The following is a 15,267-nucleotide window of genomic DNA, read 5'->3' as shown; positions in this document are numbered from 1 at the left end:
GGTCAGGCCTCCGTTCCGGTGCTCTCAGCCGGAGCGGCAGCGGCGGCGGGAGCGTCGGCCTTGGGGGCCTCGGCAGCCGGCGCGGACTGCTGCTGCGGCTTGCGGCCGCGGCCGCCACGCTCGCCACCACGGCCACCACGGCCGGCCGGGCGGTCGCCAGCGCCGGCGCCACGGGCCGGGCGGTTACCCGCACGGGCCGCAGCGTTCTCGGCGCGGACCTCGGCGATGTTCTTGACGTCGCCCTTGTAGATCCAGACCTTGACGCCAATGCGACCGAAGGTCGTCTTGGCCTCGAAGAAGCCGTAGTCCACGTTCGCGCGGAGCGTGTGCAGCGGCACACGACCCTCGCGGTAGAACTCCGAGCGGGACATCTCGGCGCCGCCGAGACGACCGCCACACTGGATCTTGATGCCCTTGGCGCCGGCCTTCATCGTGCCCTGCATGCTCTTACGCATGGCGCGACGGAAGGAGACGCGGGAGGAGAGCTGCTCGGCAACGGCCTGAGCAACCAGCTGAGCGTCCATCTCGGGGTTCTTGACCTCGAGGATGTTCAGCTGGACCTGCTTGCCCGTGAGCTTCTCGAGGTCACCGCGGATGCGGTCGGCCTCGGCGCCACGGCGGCCGATGACGATGCCGGGACGCGCGGTGTGGATGTCCACCCGCACGCGGTCACGGGTGCGCTCGATCTCAACCTTCGAGATGCCGGCGCGCTCCATGCCGGACGTCATCATCCGACGGATGGCGACGTCTTCCTTGACGTAGTCCTTGTACAGCTTGTCGGCGTACCAGCGGGACTTGAAGTCCGTGGTGATGCCGAGCCGGAACCCATGCGGGTTAACCTTCTGGCCCATTACCGGGTTCCTTCCTTGCTGCTGACGACCACGGTGATGTGGCTGGTCCGCTTACGGATCCGGAATGCACGGCCCTGAGCACGCGGACGGAACCGCTTCAGGGTCGGGCCCTCATCGACGTACGCCTCGCTGATGACCAGCGAAGAGGCGTCAGTGTGGTCGTAGTTGTGTGCAGCGTTGGCAATGGCGCTGTCCAGCACCTTGCCAACCGGCACGCTCGCGGCCTGCGGGGCGAAACGCAGGACCGCCTGAGCCTCCGTGGCATCCATGCCACGGATAAGGTCCACCACGCGGCGGGCCTTCATGGGCGTGACGCGGATGTACCGCGCCTGGGCCCTGGCTTCCATGGTTGTCCTTCCAGTGTCTGTCATGGTCATTCCACCCCGCTACTAGCGGCGCTTCGACTTCCGGTCGTCCTTCACGTGACCCCGGAAGGTGCGCGTCGGCGAGAACTCGCCGAGCTTGTGGCCGACCATCGACTCGGTGACAAACACCGGAATGTGGGTCTTGCCGTTGTGCACCGCGATCGTGTGGCCGAGCATGGCCGGGATGATCATCGAGCGACGGGACCAGGTCTTGATGACGTTCTTGGTACCGGCTTCGTTCTGGGCGTCCACCTTCTTGACGAGGTGGCCGTCGACGAAGGGTCCCTTCTTGAGACTGCGCGGCATCTAAACCCGCTCCTAGCGCTTCTTGTTCGTCTTGCGGCGGCGGACGATGTACTTGCTCGAAGCCTTCTTCGGCGAGCGAGTACGACCCTCCTTCTGACCCCACGGGGAGACCGGGTGGCGACCACCGGAGGTCTTGCCCTCACCACCACCGTGCGGGTGGTCGACCGGGTTCATCGCCACACCGCGAACGGTCGGGCGAACGCCCAGCCAGCGCTTACGGCCGGCCTTGCCCCAGTTGATGTTCGACTGCTCGGCGTTGCCGACCTCGCCGATGGTGGCACGGCAGCGGGCGTCGACGAGACGGATCTCACCGGACGGCATACGAAGGTGGGCCATCGTGCCCTCCTTCGCCAGCAGCTGCACGGAGGCACCAGCGGAGCGCGCGAACTTGGCGCCGCCACCGGGACGGAGCTCGATCGCGTGGATCGTGGTACCGACCGGGATGTTGCGGAGCGCCAGGTTGTTGCCGGGCTTGATGTCCGCGCCGGGGCCGTTCTCGACCCGGTCACCCTGCGTCAGGTTCTTCGGGGCGATGATGTAGCGCTTCTCGCCGTCCGCGTAGTGGAGCAGCGCGATGCGCGCGGTGCGGTTGGGGTCGTACTCGATGTGAGCGACCTTCGCCGGCACGCCGTCCTTGTCGTGACGACGGAAGTCGATCACGCGGTAGGCGCGCTTGTGTCCGCCACCCTGGTGGCGAACGGTGATCCGACCGGTGTTGTTACGGCCGCCCTTGCTGTGCAGGGGGCGAACCAGCGACTTCTCCGGCGTGGACCGCGTGATCTCGACGAAGTCGGCTACGGAGGAGCCACGACGGCCCGGCGTAGTCGGCTTGTACTTGCGGATTCCCATTTCTCAGTCCTCGTCCGATTCCGGACGATCCAGACCGCCGTTAGGCGGTCGGACCGCCGAAGATGTCGATACGGTTGCCCTCAGCAAGGGTCACGATGGCGCGCTTGGTGTCCTTGCGCTTGCCGAAACCGGCCTTGGTGCGCTTGCGCTTGCCCTGGCGGTTGATCGTGTTGACCCCGGTGACCTTGACCGAGAAGACCGCCTCGACGGCCTGCTTGATCTGGGTCTTGTTGGAGCCAGGCGCGACGATGAACGTGTACTTGTTCTCGTCCAGCAGGGCGTAGCTCTTCTCCGAGACAACCGGCTTGACGAGAATGTCACGCGGGTCCGAGAAGGTCTTGCTGGTGACGACGGCGTCAGTCATCAGGCGTCGCTCCCTTCGGTCTCAGCGGTCTGGGGGCCAGACACGAAGGACTCGAGGGCGGCCTGGGTGAAGACCACGTCGTCGGAGACGATCACGTCGTACGTGTTGAGCTGGCCCGGCTCCAGGATGTGCACCTGGGGCAGGTTACGAGCGGACAGCCACGCGGCCTCGTCGGAGCGCTCGGCGACCAGGAGCACGTTCTTGCGCTCCGAGATCTTGCCGAACAGCGTCTTGGCGGCCTTGGTGGAGATGCCACCCTCGACCACGCCGGTGACGACGTGGATGCGGGAGTGGGTGGCCCGGTCCGAGAGGGCACCGCGGAGGGCGGCGACCTTCATCTTCTTCGGGGTCCGCTGCGAGTAGTCACGCGGCACGGGACCGTGCACGACGCCACCACCGGCGAACTGCGGGGCGCGGGTCGAACCCTGACGGGCGCGGCCGGTGCCCTTCTGGCGGTAAGGCTTCTTGCCACCACCGCGGACTTCGCCACGGCTCTTGGTCTTGTGCGTGCCCTGACGGGCCGCGGCCAGCTGCGCGACGACGACCTGGTGGATCAGCGGAACGCTGACCTTGGCGCCGAAGATCTCCGCGGGGAGCTCGACGGTCCCGGTCTTGTCGCCTGCCGGCGAAAGGATGTCAATGGTGCTCATCGGTTCCTCAAACCCCCTTGGCCGCGGTGCGGACCAGGACGAGGCCACCGTTGGGGCCGGGGACGGCGCCCTTGATGAGCAGCAGACCCTTCTCGGCGTCAACGGCGTGGACGGTCAGGTTCTGGGTGGTCACACGCTCGTTACCCATGCGACCGGCCATCTTCATGCCCTTGAAGACACGACCCGGAGTGGCGCAGCCACCGATGGAGCCGGGCTTACGGTGCACGCGGTGGGCACCGTGCGACGCCTTGCCACCACGGAAGTTGTGGCGCTTCATGACACCGGCGAAGCCCTTGCCCTTGCTCTTACCGGTGACGTCGACCTTCACGCCGGCCTCGAAGAGCTCGGCGGTGATCTCCTGGCCGAGCGTGTACTCGGAGGCGTCAGCGGTGCGGAGCTCCACCAGGTGGCGGCGCGGGGTGACGTCAGCCTTGGCGAAGTGACCCTTGAGGGGCTTGTTCACCTTGCGAGGGTCGATCTCGCCGAAGGCGATCTGGACCGACTCGTAGCCGTCGACGTCGTTCGTACGGACCTGGGTCACGACATTCGGGCCGGCCTTGACGACGGTCACCGGGACGACCCGGTTGTTCTCGTCCCAGACCTGCGTCATGCCGAGCTTCTCGCCCAGGATGCCCTTGATGTTCTTAGCCATCTCGCGCGCCCTCAGAGCTTGATCTCGATGTCAACGCCCGCCGGGAGGTCGAGACGCATGAGCGAGTCAACCGTCTTCGGCGTGGGGTCGAGGATGTCGATGAGGCGCTTGTGCGTGCGCATCTCGAAGTGCTCGCGAGAGTCCTTGTACTTGTGCGGCGACTTGATGACGCAGTACACGTTCTTCTCAGTGGGCAGCGGCACCGGGCCCGCGACCGACGCACCAGTGCGGGTCACCGTCTCGACGATCTTCTTCGCCGAGGAGTCGATGACCTCGTGGTCGTAGGCCTTGAGCCGGATGCGGATCTTCTGTCCCGCCATGGCTACTAGTAGTCCTTTGTCTCGTAACGCTCTGGTCCCCCGGTCGGTTCGCGTCCTACCTCCGACCCACGCGGTCGGGCGTGTCGCACTCCCTCTACGCAGAAATCCCTAAGGATTTCCCAACCAAGGGGGTGCGGTCACCATGACCGCGAGTCGGGGGTGGAACACCCACCGGGAGCCTGGCCGGCGCCCCGCTGACGCTTCCCAGAAGATTCCCGTACGTCCGCCCGACGCCTCTCAGCAGAGAGGTGTGAAGCGACGAGTACTGTGGGACTCGCTTCCGGTCCTCCCGACGGGAGGCGCGCAGCATCGGCACTCAACCGAGCAACCCCGACAGTCTGCCATACGGGACCTTCCGGCCGCCAATCGGGGTCGAAGACTGTACCCCACGTCACGTACGGGCAAGCGCCGGGGCGCACGCGTGTTCCCGGGCGCCCCCTCTCGGCGCCCTTCACCCCAACCGGCGTGCCCGCTCCGTCAGATGGCGGCGCTCGGGAGCGCTCGTCGTGTGCCGGGCCGCCTCTCGGTAGGCCGCCGCCGCGCCCTCCTCGTCGCCGAGAAGTTCGAGCAGGTGCGCGCGGGTCGCCAGGAGCCGGTGGTGATGGGCCAGGCGCTTGTCCTCCGCCAGGCCGGCGAGCAGCTCCAGGCCCGCCTCGGGGCCGTGGACCATCGCGACCGCGACCGCGCGGTTGAGCGTGATCACCGGGTTGTCCCCGGTCCGCTCCAGGAGCTCGTACAGGGCCAGGATCTGCGGCCAGTCCGTGGCCGCCGCGGACTCGGCCTCGTCGTGCACGGCCGCGATCGCCGCCTGGAGCTGGTACGGCCCGATCTCCCCCTTCGGCAGGGTGCGGCTGATCAGCTCGACGCCTTCCCCGATCAGCCGCACGTCCCAGCGGCCCCTGTCCTGCTCGGCGAGCGGCACCAGCTCGCCGTGCGGGCCCGTACGGGCCGGGCGGCGGGCGTCGGTGAGCAGCATCAGCGCGAGCAGGCCCGCGGTCTCGGTGTCCTCGGGGACGAGCCGGTGCAGGAGCCGGGTGAGCCGGATCGCCTCCGTGGAGAGTGCGGGCGCGGTGAGCTCATCGCCGCCGCTGGCCGTGTAGCCCTCGTTGAAGGTCAGGTAGAGGACGTGCCGCACCTCGGCGAGCCGCGCCGCCCGGTCCGCCCCCTCGGGCTGGGCCAGCCCTCCCCCGGCGGCCTTGATCGCCTGCTTGGCCCGGCTGATGCGCTGCGCCATGGTCGACTCGGGCACGAGGAAGGCGGCGGCGATCTGGGCGGTGGTGAGGCCGCCGACGGCCCGCAGGGTGAGCGCGATCCGGCTGGGGGACGACAGGTCCGGGTGGCAGCAGAGGAAGAGCAGGGACAGGGAGTCGTCGCCGCTCGCGGCGGGGGTGTCCGCGGCCTGGGCGACGAGCTCGGCGTCGGGCGTGGCGAAGGCGAGCGCGTCCTCGCGGCGCCGGCGTGCGACGTCGGCACGCAGCTGGTCGATGTACTTGCGGGTCGCGACGGTGAACAGCCACGCGCGGGCGTTGTCGGGGACGCCGTCATCCGGCCACTGCCGCGCGGCGGCGATCAGGGCCTCCTGGAGGGCGTCCTCGCAGGCGTCGAAGCTGCCGTGCCGCCGGACGAGCAGGCCGAGGACCTGCGGCGCGCACTCACGCAGCAGGTCCTCGATCTCGCGGGTTCCGGTCACACGTCCGCCGCGGACTCGTGCAGGACCGGCCAGAGCTCTACGGGGTCGACGTCCGCGAAGGGCATGTCCGCGGCGATCTGCTGGGCGCGCTCGGCGCTGTCGCAGTCGAGCAGGTAGAAGCTGGCCAGGTACTCCTTGGTCTCCAGGTACGGCCCGTCGGTGACGGCGGGGGCGCCGTCCTCGCGGCGGACGAGCCGGGCGGCGGCCGCGTCGGCGAGTCCGTACGCGCCGAGCAGCTCACCGGTCTCCCGGTACTTCCGGTTGAAGGCCTCCTGCCGGGCGATCGCCTCGGGCCAGGCCTCGACCGGGAAGGACTCCCACTTGGCCTGGTTGCCGTAGATCATCGCGACGTACTTCATCTCGGGTGTCCTCCCCGTCCCGCGCGCCCCTGTGGCGCGCTGTCACCCATGAGTCGGAGCCGTCCGTACGGCCTCGACATCTCCGACCCTACGAATTTTTCCGGGCGGATACGCGAGAAGGCCCCGCACCGAATGGTGCGGGGCCTTCTGCTGCAGCTACTTGAGCTACCAGGTCAGATCACAGATCAGGCAGTGATCTTGACGACCTGGCCGGCGCCGACGGTCCGGCCACCCTCACGGATGGCGAACTTGAGGCCCTCCTCCATGGCGATGGGCTGGATCAGCTCAACGCTCATGGCGGTGTTGTCGCCCGGCATGACCATCTCGGTGCCCTCGGGGAGGGTCACGACGCCGGTCACGTCCGTGGTACGGAAGTAGAACTGCGGGCGGTAGTTGTTGAAGAACGGGGTGTGACGGCCACCCTCGTCCTTCGACAGGATGTACGCCTGCGCCTCGAAGTTGGTGTGCGGCGTAACCGAGCCCGGCTTGATGATGACCTGGCCGCGCTCGACGTCCTCGCGCTTGATGCCACGGAGGAGCAGACCGACGTTCTCACCGGCCTGGCCCTCGTCGAGCAGCTTGCGGAACATCTCGATACCGGTGACCGTGGTGGTGGTCTTCTCGGTCTTGATACCGATGATGTCGACGGTCTCGTTGACCTTGAGGATACCGCGCTCGATACGACCGGTGACGACGGTGCCACGACCGGTGATCGTGAAGACGTCCTCGATCGGCATCAGGAACGGCTTGTCGACGTCACGCTCGGGCTGCGGGATGGACTCGTCCACCGCGTGCATGAGGCCGAGGAGCTTCTCGCCCCACTCCTTGTCGCCCTCGAGGGCCTTGAGCGCCGAGACACGGACGACCGGAAGGTCGTCGCCCGGGAACTCGTACTCGGAGAGGAGCTCACGGACCTCGAGCTCGACGAGCTCCAGGATCTCCTCGTCGTCCACCATGTCGGCCTTGTTCAGGGCGACGACGATGTACGGAACGCCGACCTGGCGGGCCAGGAGCACGTGCTCCTTGGTCTGCGGCATCGGGCCGTCGGTGGCGGCGACCACGAGGATGGCGCCGTCCATCTGCGCGGCACCCGTGATCATGTTCTTGATGTAGTCAGCGTGACCGGGGCAGTCGACGTGCGCGTAGTGACGCGACTCCGTCTGGTACTCGACGTGCGCGATCGAGATGGTGATACCGCGCTGGCGCTCCTCGGGAGCCTTGTCGATCTGGTCGAAGGCCGAGGCCTCGTTCAGGTCCGGGTACGCGTCGTGCAGCACCTTGGTAATGGCGGCCGTGAGGGTCGTCTTACCGTGGTCAATGTGACCGATGGTGCCGATGTTGACGTGCGGCTTAGTCCGCTCGAACTTTGCCTTCGCCACTGAATCCTCCTGCGGAGTGGTTCTGTACGCCTTGCTTCATCGGCGCCAGGTGATCTTTGCTGGGATGCCATCCACCGGGGCCCGATTCCTCGGGTTTCGGGGGTCGAGCCCCGGTGACTGGTGTCAAGCCTAAAGCGTGAACTCGGGAGAGTTACTCGCCCTTGGCCTTCGCGATGATCTCCTCGGCGACGTTCCGCGGAACCTCGGCGTAGGAGTCGAACTGCATCGAGTAGCTTGCGCGACCCGAGGTCTTGCTGCGGAGGTCTCCGACGTAGCCGAACATCTCCGAGAGGGGCACGAGGCCCTTCACGATGCGAGCACCGTGACGCTCCTCCATGGCCTGGATCTGGCCACGGCGGGAGTTGATGTCACCGATGACCTCACCCATGTAGTCCTCGGGCGTGGTGACCTCGACGGCCATCATCGGCTCAAGGATGACGGGAGAAGCCTTGCGCGCGGCCTCCTTGAAGGCCTGCGAGCCGGCGATCTTGAACGCGAGCTCGGAGGAGTCGACCTCGTGGTAGCCACCGTCGAGAAGGATGACGCGGACGCCAGTCATCTCGTAGCCGGCCAGGATGCCGAACTGCATGGCCTCCTGCGCACCCGCGTCGACCGAAGGGATGTACTCCTTCGGGATGCGGCCACCGGTGACCTTGTTCACGAACTCGTACGAGGCGTCGCCGCCCTCGATGGGCTCGATCGCGATCTGCACCTTGGCGAACTGACCGGTACCACCGGTCTGCTTCTTGTGGGTGTAGTCCACGCGCTCGACGGCCTTGCGGATCGTCTCGCGGTACGCGACCTGCGGCTTGCCGACGTTCGCCTCGACCTTGAACTCGCGACGCATACGGTCGACGAGGATGTCGAGGTGAAGCTCGCCCATACCACCGATGATGGTCTGGCCGGTCTCCTCGTCCGAGTGCACCTGGAAGGAGGGGTCCTCCTCCGCGAGACGCTGGATGGCAACACCCAGCTTCTCCTGGTCACCCTTGGACTTGGGCTCGATCGCGACCTGGATGACCGGCGCCGGGAAGTCCATGGACTCCAGGATGACCGGGTTCTTGTCGTCGCACAGCGTCTCACCGGTGGTGGTCTGCTTCAGGCCCATGACGGCGACGATGTCGCCGGCGCCCACCGAGTCGATCTCCTCACGCTTGTTCGCGTGCATGCGGTAGATCTTGCCGATGCGCTCCTTCTTGCCCTTGACGGAGTTCAGCACCGCGGTGCCGGCCTCCAGGCGACCGGAGTAGATCCGGACGAAGGTGAGCTTGCCGAGGTGCGGGTCGCTCGCGATCTTGAACGCGAGGGCCGACAGCGGCTCCTCGTCGGACGGCTTGCGCTTCACGACGACCTCGGCGTCCTTGACGTCGTGGCCCTCGATGGCCTCGACGTCCAGGGGGGAGGGAAGGTAGCGCACGACCGCGTCGAGCAGGGGCTGGACGCCCTTGTTCTTGAACGCGGTACCGCAGAAGACGGGGGTCACCGTGGTGTCGCCACCCTTGCCGGAGGCAATGGTGATGCGGCGGACGGCGGCGTAGAGCTGCTCCTCGGTGGGCTCGGTGCCCTCGAGGAAGAGCTCCATGAGCTCCTCGTCGTTCTCCGCGATGGCCTCGACCATCTTGGCGCGGTACTCGTCGGCGAGCTCGGTGTGCGAGGCCGGGATGTCGACGACGTCGTACATCTCGCCCTTGGACGCCTCGGCGGACCAGACCAGGGCCTTCATGCGGACGAGGTCCACAACACCCTGGAAGTCCATCTCGGCACCGATCGGGAGCTGCATGACGATCGGGGTCGCGCCGAGGCGGTCCACGATCATGTCGACGCAGCGCAGGAAGTCGGCACCGGTGCGGTCGAGCTTGTTGACGAAGCAGATACGCGGAACGCCGTAGCGGTCCGCCTGACGCCAAACGGTCTCGGACTGCGGCTCGACGCCGGCCACACCGTCGAACACGGTGACAGCACCGTCGAGCACGCGCAGCGAACGCTCCACCTCGACGGTGAAGTCGACGTGGCCCGGCGTGTCGATGATGTTGATCGTGTGATCGACATTCTCGAGCGGCCAGTGGCAGGTCGTCGCGGCGGACGTGATCGTGATGCCGCGCTCCTGCTCCTGCTCCATCCAGTCCATCGTGGCAGCGCCGTCGTGGACTTCACCGATCTTGTACGAGACGCCGGTGTAGAACAGGATCCGCTCGGTGGTGGTCGTCTTGCCCGCGTCGATGTGAGCCATGATGCCGATGTTGCGCACCTTGGCAAGGTCAAGCGAAGTGGTAGCCATATCGGCTCAGTCTTCTCTCGGTCTCGATGTGGGTTGCGACTACCAGCGGTAGTGCGCGAAGGCCTTGTTGGACTCGGCCATCTTGTGCGTGTCCTCACGCTTCTTGACCGAAGCACCGAGGCCGTTGGAGGCGTCGAGGAGCTCGTTCAGGAGGCGCTCGGTCATGGTCTTCTCGCGACGGGCGCGGGAGTAACCGACGAGCCAGCGGAGGGCCAGCGTGGACGCGCGGCCCGGCTTGACCTCGATCGGCACCTGGTAGGTGGCGCCACCGACACGACGGGACTTGACCTCGAGGGACGGCTTGACGTTCTCAAGCGCGCGCTTCAGCGTGATGACCGGGTCCTGGCCGGTCTTCTCGCGAAGACCCTCCATGGCGCCGTACACGATGCGCTCGGCGGTGGAACGCTTGCCGTCCAGCAGGATCTTGTTGATCAGCGAGGTGACAAGAGGAGAGCTGTAGACCGGGTCGATGATGACCGGGCGCTTCGGGGCGGGGCCCTTACGAGGCATTCTTACTTCTCCTTCTTGGCGCCGTAGCGGCTGCGAGCCTGCTTACGGTTCTTGACGCCCTGCGTGTCGAGGGAACCGCGGATGATCTTGTAACGAACACCCGGCAGGTCCTTCACACGGCCACCACGCACGAGCACGATGGAGTGCTCCTGCAGGTTGTGACCCTCACCCGGGATGTAGGCCGTGACCTCGATGCCCGAGGTCAGACGCACACGCGCGACCTTACGGAGGGCCGAGTTCGGCTTCTTCGGGGTGGTCGTGAACACACGCGTGCAGACGCCGCGACGCTGAGGGGAACCCTCGAGTGCGGGCGTCTTGTTCTTCTCGACCTTGTCCTGCCGGCCCTTACGGACCAGCTGCTGGATCGTAGGCACTACTTCTCCGGTTTCTGTGTGCCGTCGGTGAAACTAACCTGGAACACGCGCCGACCCACGCGGTCGGGTGTGTCGAATCTCGCGAACCTCCGCCGAAGGCGGAAAAGGCGGCGCGGATCACGGTGGCCGTTTCGCGGACTCGCTGTGCGGCGGAAGACACGCACGCGAGCCCAGGCACACCCCAGGCACAAGGCTTGAGCGTACCTATCGCACGGACTCCGGTCAAAACAAATGGCCACGCGCGCGGACCCCGGGCGCGGCGGAGACGCGGCGGGGGCGTGACCGGGGCGCGGCGGGGGCGCGGTGGGCCGCCCCGTACCGCCGCGCCGGCGGTGGTCAGTCGCGTGCGGTGCGCCGCGCCTCCACGGCGGCGGCGTCCTCCAGGCCCTCCTCGTCGGGCTCCAGGAACTGGTTCACGACCTTGACGAAGACGCCCAGGCGCTCGTCGGGCACGCCGAGCCAGCGGGCGAAGTCCTCCATGGTCGGCTGCCAGTCGTCGGGCGGCAGGAGGTCGTCCGCCAGCGGCAGCTCCTCGGGGGTGACCCGGCCGGACCGGATCAGCATGTCCCGCACGGAGACCCCGAGGAGCGGGGCGATCCGGCGCATGGTCTCCAGGTCGGGCATGCTCTGCCGCTGGAGCAGGCGCGTCACGGCGGCGCGGTGCACCCCCGCCTCGTCGGCGATCCGGGACTTCCCGCCGCCACGAGGACTGTCGATGTCGTATCCGCGCGCTCTCATCAGGCCTTCGACCCAGCCCGCGAATTCGTCGAGCCCTTGACTGGTCATGTGTACCGCTCCCTCACTCCCCACCCTTCCGAATGCCTTACTTTAGCGTGCTTGCGCGCACAGAATTACGTGCTTTCGGGCACGCAATCGTGTCGAATCGATGAAGACCTGGTCGGGACGCCCTCCACAAGTTTGTTGCGCGCTCGCACGCAACGTGTAAGGCTGCTCATCGCCGCACTCGTCGGCCCCCTGAGCCCCAGAAGCCCCACCGGCCCCATGGACGCCCCGGTGGCCCCGGACCGTGGAGAACCCTCTTGTTCCCGACCGACCCGTCCCCCTGGCAGGCCTCCGCCGCGTGCGCCGGCCTCTCCCCGTCCGTCGTCTTCGCCCGTCGGCCCAAGGACGCCGCCCCGGCGCTGCGCGCCTGCGCCGACTGTCCCGTCCGCCGTGAGTGCGAGGCGGCCGTGGCCCCGGCCGAGAGCTACTTCGACGGCGTCTGCGCGGGCCGCCTGTGGCGCAACGGCCGCGCGGCGGACGCAGAGCGCGTAGCGAAGGCGGTCGCGAAGGCCGTCGCGAAGGCGGGGGGCCGCCGCCGTGGCTGACCTCACCGACCACGCAGACCACGCAGACCGCGCAGGTCACACTGACCGCGCAGACAGCACGTCCCGCACCGCCGTCGCCGCCGAGCGCGCCGACCGCTCGGACCGCACGGACCGCACCGTCGAGCTCGTGCTGCGGGACATCGCCCTCTGGACCGCCTCCCTCGTACGGCAGTTCCCCGAGCTCTCCGACGAGCTGGCGCCCGGCCGCCGCTCCCCCGCCGGGACCGCCCCCACCGCCCCGCACCCCGGCCGCGACGAGCTGATCCGCGAGGAGCGGCGCGAGGCCCTGCTCCTCGAACAGCGGCACGGCCTCTCCGTCCCCGGGCACGGCGCCGCCCCGATCCGACTCCACATCTCCGACGCCATCCGGGACATCACCGACGGCGTGGTGGAGCTGGAGGAGGCGGTCTGCGCCCGGCTCGCCCTCCCGAGGCCGCGCCGCGCCGGGGTGATCGAGCGACTGCGGCGCATCGTCGGACTGCTCGACGCCGTCGCCGCCCATCCGGTCCTCGCCCGGCACGTCCGGGACGAGATCCGGCGGATGGCCCGCCGGTGCGCGCGGACGCTGGGCGACGCGGAGACGATCGTCCGGGTCTCGGGGCGCTGCCCCTGGTGCGACTCGGTGTCGCTGCGGGCGTTCCCCGACCGGCGGGCGGTGCTGTGCGTGAACCCGGCGTGCGTGTGCACGGACGCCGCGTGCGGCTGCCAGGACGACCCGGCCTACCGGCACCTGTGGCCGGAGGGCGCGTGGACGGAACTGACGGAGGCCTCGGGGACGCGCACCGAGGAGATCGAAGCGGCGATGGACGACACGAAGGAGACCTCATGCTGAGCTCGCCCGCGATGCCGGCTCTGCCGGTGGCGGCCGCCCTGCCCGCGCTGATCCCCGGGCCGCTCGCCGCCGAAGAGGCCGGGGTCGCCCCCGCGACCATCCGCAAGTGGGTCCAGCTGGGACACCTGCGGGCCGCGGGCAAGGCGGGCCGCGCGCAGCTCTTCCGCCTGGAGGACGTCTTCGCGGCGGAGCGGCTGGCCCGCCGGCGTACACGTACCGCCTGATCGTCCCTCACCTGAGCGCCCCGATTCCGGATCCGGAATCGGGGCGCTTCGTCATGTCCTCAGGAAGGCGTGGAGGGAGCGGACCAGAGTCTCGGCGAAGCGCTCGCGCACCGGCTCGGCGACGCGGTCGAGGGAGAGGTACGGATTGAGGTCCTCCAGCTCGACGAGGAGGAGCTCGCCCTCCGGGGTCCGGCAGGCGTCGACGCGCTGGATGCCGTGGTCGAGGGTGTTCCACTCGACGAAGCGGCGGGCGAAGGCGAGGTCCTCGGCGGTCGCTTCGTACGGCTCCAGGACCCAGCGGCGCTCGGGGTCGGGGGCGTACAGGGCGTACTGGAAGAGGTCGTCGACGAAGTAGAAGGAGACCTCGTACCGGAAGTGGACGCGCGGCTGGACGAGGAGGTCGCCGTACGGGAGGGCGTCGAGCTCCTCGCGGGTCACGAAGCGCAGTCCTATGGAGTCGGCGCCGGCCTTGGGCTTGACCGCGTACTCCGTGGCGTCGGGCAGCCGGTGGAGGTCCTCGGGGCGGTCGGCGGTGGGGATGACGGGGTACCCGGCGGCGGTGAGGTCGAGCAGGTACTGCTTGCCGGCCATGTCGCCGCGGCCGTGGAGCGGGTTGTAGACGCGGGTGCCGAGGGCGAGGGCGCGCTCGCGGAAGGCCTCGTACTCCTTCTCGTACGCGAGGACCGGGCCGCTGTTGCGGACGACGACGGCGTCGAAGCCCTCCATGAGGGCGGCGGCGTCGAGCGGGTGGCAGAGGGCGAGGTCGAAGTCGGCGCGCAGCCGGGCGGTGAGCCGGACGTCCTCGTCGCCGTAGCGCCGGCCCTTGGCCGGGTAGGCCAGGTCGGTCACGTACAGCAGGCGGGGGCGGCGGGGGCGGGTGGCGGACACGGGCGGCTCCCTGGGTCTGGTCGGGACAACCTATCGAGGCGGCTTCCGGCGGGGGTCGGGGGAGCCCGGCACATCCCCCGCTTCCGGCCGGGGGCCCGGGAGCCGGGCACATCCCCCGCTTGCGGCCGGGGGCCGGGGAGCCGGGCGCATCCCCCGCTTGCGGCCGGGGGCCGGGGAGCCGGGCGCATCCCCCGCTTGCGGCCGGGGGCCGGGGAGCCGGGCGCATCCCCCGCTTGCGGCCGGGGGCCGGGGAGCCGGGCGCATCCCCCGCTTGTGGCCGGGGGGGGCCGGGGAGCTCGGCGCATCCCCCGCTTCCGGCGGGCTTTCCCGGGAGCCCGGCACATCTCCGCCCGTTCTAGTTGCGTGCGCGCACGATCGCTGTCACAGTTGGTGCAGCGGCGGAGCTGCGCCCGCAGGACGGGACGCGGCTCCGCCGTCCGCCGTCCGGGCGCGCTGCCGCGCCCCGCCCCTCTCCTGCCGGAGCGCCCCGGGCGGCACCCCGTCCCGCCATCCCTCCCCTCCACCGAGGAGAACCGTCATGACCACTCCCCCGAGTGCTTTCCCGGACGTCGAGAAGCTGGTCGTCGACGTCCTCAAGGCCGACCCCGCCCTCGCCGGCGCCACGATCGCGGTCAACGCCCCGGCCGGCTTCGACGGCACGACGAGCGCCGTCCTGGTGAACCGCCGCGGCGGCGCCTGGATCGGCGACCAGCACGTCGACATGCCGCTGATCGAGTTCGAGGTCTACGGGCCGAGCAAGACCGCCGCCCACGTCCTCGCCAACGCGGCCCGGCGGGCGCTGCTCGCCACCATCGGCAAGCAGATCGGCGCCGACAACGTCGTGCACGACGTCGAGGAGCAGGACGGGCCGCGCTGGTTGCCCGACTACCTCTACCGGGGCGCGAACCGCTACCTCTGCGTGATCCGCCTCTCCCTGAGCGTCTTCTAGCCGCTCACCGCGAGCGTCTTCCGGTCGCTCGCCGCCCTGAGCGCCTTCCGAGCCGGTCCGGCTCCCTGACGGGCACTCACCCCACAGACCAGGCCTCGC

Annotated in this window: 20 protein-coding genes; 4 read left to right on the top strand and 16 right to left on the bottom strand. The window is 68.9% G+C overall.

Features of this window, described 5'->3' with window-relative positions; all coding sequences use genetic code 11:
- Window positions 1-2: 2 nt before the first annotated feature.
- The 15 genes from rpsC to IE124_RS28210 all read right to left on the bottom strand — a co-directional run bounded on the left by rpsC (window position 3) and on the right by IE124_RS28210 (window position 11,733).
- Entirely contained in the window at window positions 3-851 is an 849-nt protein-coding gene (gene rpsC, locus IE124_RS28280) for a 30S ribosomal protein S3 (protein WP_017239578.1), read from the bottom strand.
- The gene (gene rplV, locus IE124_RS28275) at window positions 851-1,198 is read right to left on the bottom strand and encodes a 50S ribosomal protein L22 (protein ID WP_024755410.1); all 348 of its coding nucleotides are present in this window, start codon (window positions 1,196-1,198) and stop codon (window positions 851-853) included. Before rplV ends, rpsC begins: the two co-directional genes overlap by 1 nt.
- Window positions 1,199-1,240: 42 nt before the next feature.
- Entirely contained in the window at window positions 1,241-1,522 is a 282-nt protein-coding gene (gene rpsS, locus IE124_RS28270; protein ID WP_015035577.1) for a 30S ribosomal protein S19, read from the bottom strand.
- Window positions 1,523-1,534: 12 nt separating this feature from the next.
- Window positions 1,535-2,371 carry a 50S ribosomal protein L2 gene (rplB, locus tag IE124_RS28265; RefSeq protein ID WP_189511754.1) on the bottom strand — a complete coding sequence of 279 codons (837 nt, stop codon included), beginning with the start codon at window positions 2,369-2,371 and terminating at the stop codon, window positions 1,535-1,537.
- A gap of 40 nt (window positions 2,372-2,411) precedes the next feature.
- Window positions 2,412-2,735: a 50S ribosomal protein L23 gene (gene rplW / locus IE124_RS28260; RefSeq protein WP_141295699.1), complete on the bottom strand. Its 324-nt coding sequence runs from the start codon at window positions 2,733-2,735 to the stop codon at window positions 2,412-2,414.
- Complete coding sequence (rplD, locus tag IE124_RS28255) at window positions 2,735-3,385, bottom strand: 50S ribosomal protein L4 (protein WP_189511752.1); 651 nt, start codon at window positions 3,383-3,385, stop codon at window positions 2,735-2,737. Before rplD ends, rplW begins: the two co-directional genes overlap by 1 nt.
- Before the next feature lie 7 nt (window positions 3,386-3,392).
- A complete protein-coding gene (rplC, locus tag IE124_RS28250) occupies window positions 3,393-4,037 on the bottom strand; it encodes a 50S ribosomal protein L3 (protein WP_024755405.1) in 645 nt (214 codons plus the stop codon).
- An 11-nt stretch (window positions 4,038-4,048) separates the two neighbouring features.
- Window positions 4,049-4,357 (bottom strand): 30S ribosomal protein S10, encoded by a 309-nt coding sequence (rpsJ, locus tag IE124_RS28245; protein ID WP_003948644.1) that lies wholly within the window; start codon window positions 4,355-4,357, stop codon window positions 4,049-4,051.
- A 451-nt stretch (window positions 4,358-4,808) separates the two neighbouring features.
- Window positions 4,809-6,047 (bottom strand): RNA polymerase sigma factor, encoded by a 1,239-nt coding sequence (locus IE124_RS28240; RefSeq protein ID WP_189511750.1) that lies wholly within the window; start codon window positions 6,045-6,047, stop codon window positions 4,809-4,811.
- Window positions 6,044-6,406, bottom strand: coding sequence for a YciI family protein (locus IE124_RS28235; RefSeq protein WP_189511748.1), 363 nt, complete (start codon window positions 6,404-6,406; stop codon window positions 6,044-6,046). Before IE124_RS28235 ends, IE124_RS28240 begins: the two co-directional genes overlap by 4 nt.
- Before the next feature lie 185 nt (window positions 6,407-6,591).
- Window positions 6,592-7,785: an elongation factor Tu gene (gene tuf / locus IE124_RS28230; protein WP_026058274.1), complete on the bottom strand. Its 1,194-nt coding sequence runs from the start codon at window positions 7,783-7,785 to the stop codon at window positions 6,592-6,594.
- A 151-nt stretch (window positions 7,786-7,936) separates the two neighbouring features.
- The gene (fusA, locus tag IE124_RS28225; protein WP_189511746.1) at window positions 7,937-10,063 is read right to left on the bottom strand and encodes an elongation factor G; all 2,127 of its coding nucleotides are present in this window, start codon (window positions 10,061-10,063) and stop codon (window positions 7,937-7,939) included.
- Between the two features lie 39 nt (window positions 10,064-10,102).
- Window positions 10,103-10,573 carry a 30S ribosomal protein S7 gene (gene rpsG / locus IE124_RS28220; protein WP_055641845.1) on the bottom strand — a complete coding sequence of 157 codons (471 nt, stop codon included), beginning with the start codon at window positions 10,571-10,573 and terminating at the stop codon, window positions 10,103-10,105.
- A 2-nt stretch (window positions 10,574-10,575) separates the two neighbouring features.
- Entirely contained in the window at window positions 10,576-10,947 is a 372-nt protein-coding gene (gene rpsL / locus IE124_RS28215; RefSeq protein WP_003948652.1) for a 30S ribosomal protein S12, read from the bottom strand.
- A 336-nt stretch (window positions 10,948-11,283) separates the two neighbouring features.
- A complete protein-coding gene (locus IE124_RS28210; RefSeq protein WP_189511744.1) occupies window positions 11,284-11,733 on the bottom strand; it encodes a helix-turn-helix domain-containing protein in 450 nt (149 codons plus the stop codon).
- A 254-nt stretch (window positions 11,734-11,987) separates the two neighbouring features.
- On the opposite strand from IE124_RS28210, the gene IE124_RS28205 reads away from it, so the two are divergent.
- From IE124_RS28205 to IE124_RS28195, 3 genes are read left to right on the top strand one after another with little or no spacing between them, the layout of a single operon-like run.
- The gene (locus IE124_RS28205) at window positions 11,988-12,275 is read left to right on the top strand and encodes a WhiB family transcriptional regulator (protein WP_189511742.1); all 288 of its coding nucleotides are present in this window, start codon (window positions 11,988-11,990) and stop codon (window positions 12,273-12,275) included.
- Window positions 12,268-13,107 (top strand): hypothetical protein, encoded by an 840-nt coding sequence (locus IE124_RS28200; RefSeq protein ID WP_370468832.1) that lies wholly within the window; start codon window positions 12,268-12,270, stop codon window positions 13,105-13,107. The genes IE124_RS28205 and IE124_RS28200 overlap by 8 nt, the downstream gene beginning before the upstream one ends.
- Window positions 13,101-13,331 carry a MerR family transcriptional regulator gene (locus tag IE124_RS28195; RefSeq protein WP_189511740.1) on the top strand — a complete coding sequence of 77 codons (231 nt, stop codon included), beginning with the start codon at window positions 13,101-13,103 and terminating at the stop codon, window positions 13,329-13,331. Before IE124_RS28200 ends, IE124_RS28195 begins: the two co-directional genes overlap by 7 nt.
- A 51-nt stretch (window positions 13,332-13,382) precedes the next feature.
- Here the strand turns inward: IE124_RS28195 and IE124_RS28190 are convergent, their stop codons facing one another.
- On the bottom strand, window positions 13,383-14,219 hold the full coding sequence (locus IE124_RS28190) for an ATP-grasp domain-containing protein (RefSeq protein ID WP_189511738.1): 837 nt from the start codon (window positions 14,217-14,219) through the stop codon (window positions 13,383-13,385).
- Window positions 14,220-14,757: 538 nt separating this feature from the next.
- Between IE124_RS28190 and IE124_RS28185 the strand changes: the two genes are divergently transcribed.
- Complete coding sequence (locus IE124_RS28185; RefSeq protein WP_189511736.1) at window positions 14,758-15,168, top strand: phage tail termination protein; 411 nt, start codon at window positions 14,758-14,760, stop codon at window positions 15,166-15,168.
- Window positions 15,169-15,267 lie beyond the last annotated feature (99 nt).

The sequence above is a fragment of the Streptomyces narbonensis genome (assembly GCF_014649015.1).
Taxonomy (GTDB): Bacteria; Actinomycetota; Actinomycetes; order Streptomycetales; family Streptomycetaceae; genus Streptomyces; species Streptomyces narbonensis.
Note: the sequence above shows the minus strand (reverse complement) of the source record. Positions and strands in the feature narration are given on the sequence as shown.

Excerpts from the sequence above, each read along its gene's own strand:
- rpsC (WP_017239578.1), bottom strand. The coding sequence starts at position 851 with ATGGGCCAGAAGGTTAACCCGCATGGGTTCCGGCTCGGCATCACCACG.
- rplV (WP_024755410.1), bottom strand. The coding sequence starts at position 1,198 with ATGGAAGCCAGGGCCCAGGCGCGGTACATCCGCGTCACGCCCATGAAG.
- rpsS (WP_015035577.1), bottom strand. The coding sequence starts at position 1,522 with ATGCCGCGCAGTCTCAAGAAGGGACCCTTCGTCGACGGCCACCTCGTC.
- rplB (WP_189511754.1), bottom strand. The coding sequence starts at position 2,371 with ATGGGAATCCGCAAGTACAAGCCGACTACGCCGGGCCGTCGTGGCTCC.
- rplW (WP_141295699.1), bottom strand. The coding sequence starts at position 2,735 with ATGACTGACGCCGTCGTCACCAGCAAGACCTTCTCGGACCCGCGTGAC.
- rplD (WP_189511752.1), bottom strand. The coding sequence starts at position 3,385 with ATGAGCACCATTGACATCCTTTCGCCGGCAGGCGACAAGACCGGGACC.
- rplC (WP_024755405.1), bottom strand. The coding sequence starts at position 4,037 with ATGGCTAAGAACATCAAGGGCATCCTGGGCGAGAAGCTCGGCATGACG.
- rpsJ (WP_003948644.1), bottom strand. The coding sequence starts at position 4,357 with ATGGCGGGACAGAAGATCCGCATCCGGCTCAAGGCCTACGACCACGAG.
- IE124_RS28235 (WP_189511748.1), bottom strand. The coding sequence starts at position 6,406 with ATGAAGTACGTCGCGATGATCTACGGCAACCAGGCCAAGTGGGAGTCC.
- fusA (WP_189511746.1), bottom strand. The coding sequence starts at position 10,063 with ATGGCTACCACTTCGCTTGACCTTGCCAAGGTGCGCAACATCGGCATC.
- rpsG (WP_055641845.1), bottom strand. The coding sequence starts at position 10,573 with ATGCCTCGTAAGGGCCCCGCCCCGAAGCGCCCGGTCATCATCGACCCG.
- IE124_RS28210 (WP_189511744.1), bottom strand. The coding sequence starts at position 11,733 with ATGACCAGTCAAGGGCTCGACGAATTCGCGGGCTGGGTCGAAGGCCTG.
- IE124_RS28195 (WP_189511740.1), top strand. The coding sequence starts at position 13,101 with ATGCTGAGCTCGCCCGCGATGCCGGCTCTGCCGGTGGCGGCCGCCCTG.
- IE124_RS28185 (WP_189511736.1), top strand. The coding sequence starts at position 14,758 with ATGACCACTCCCCCGAGTGCTTTCCCGGACGTCGAGAAGCTGGTCGTC.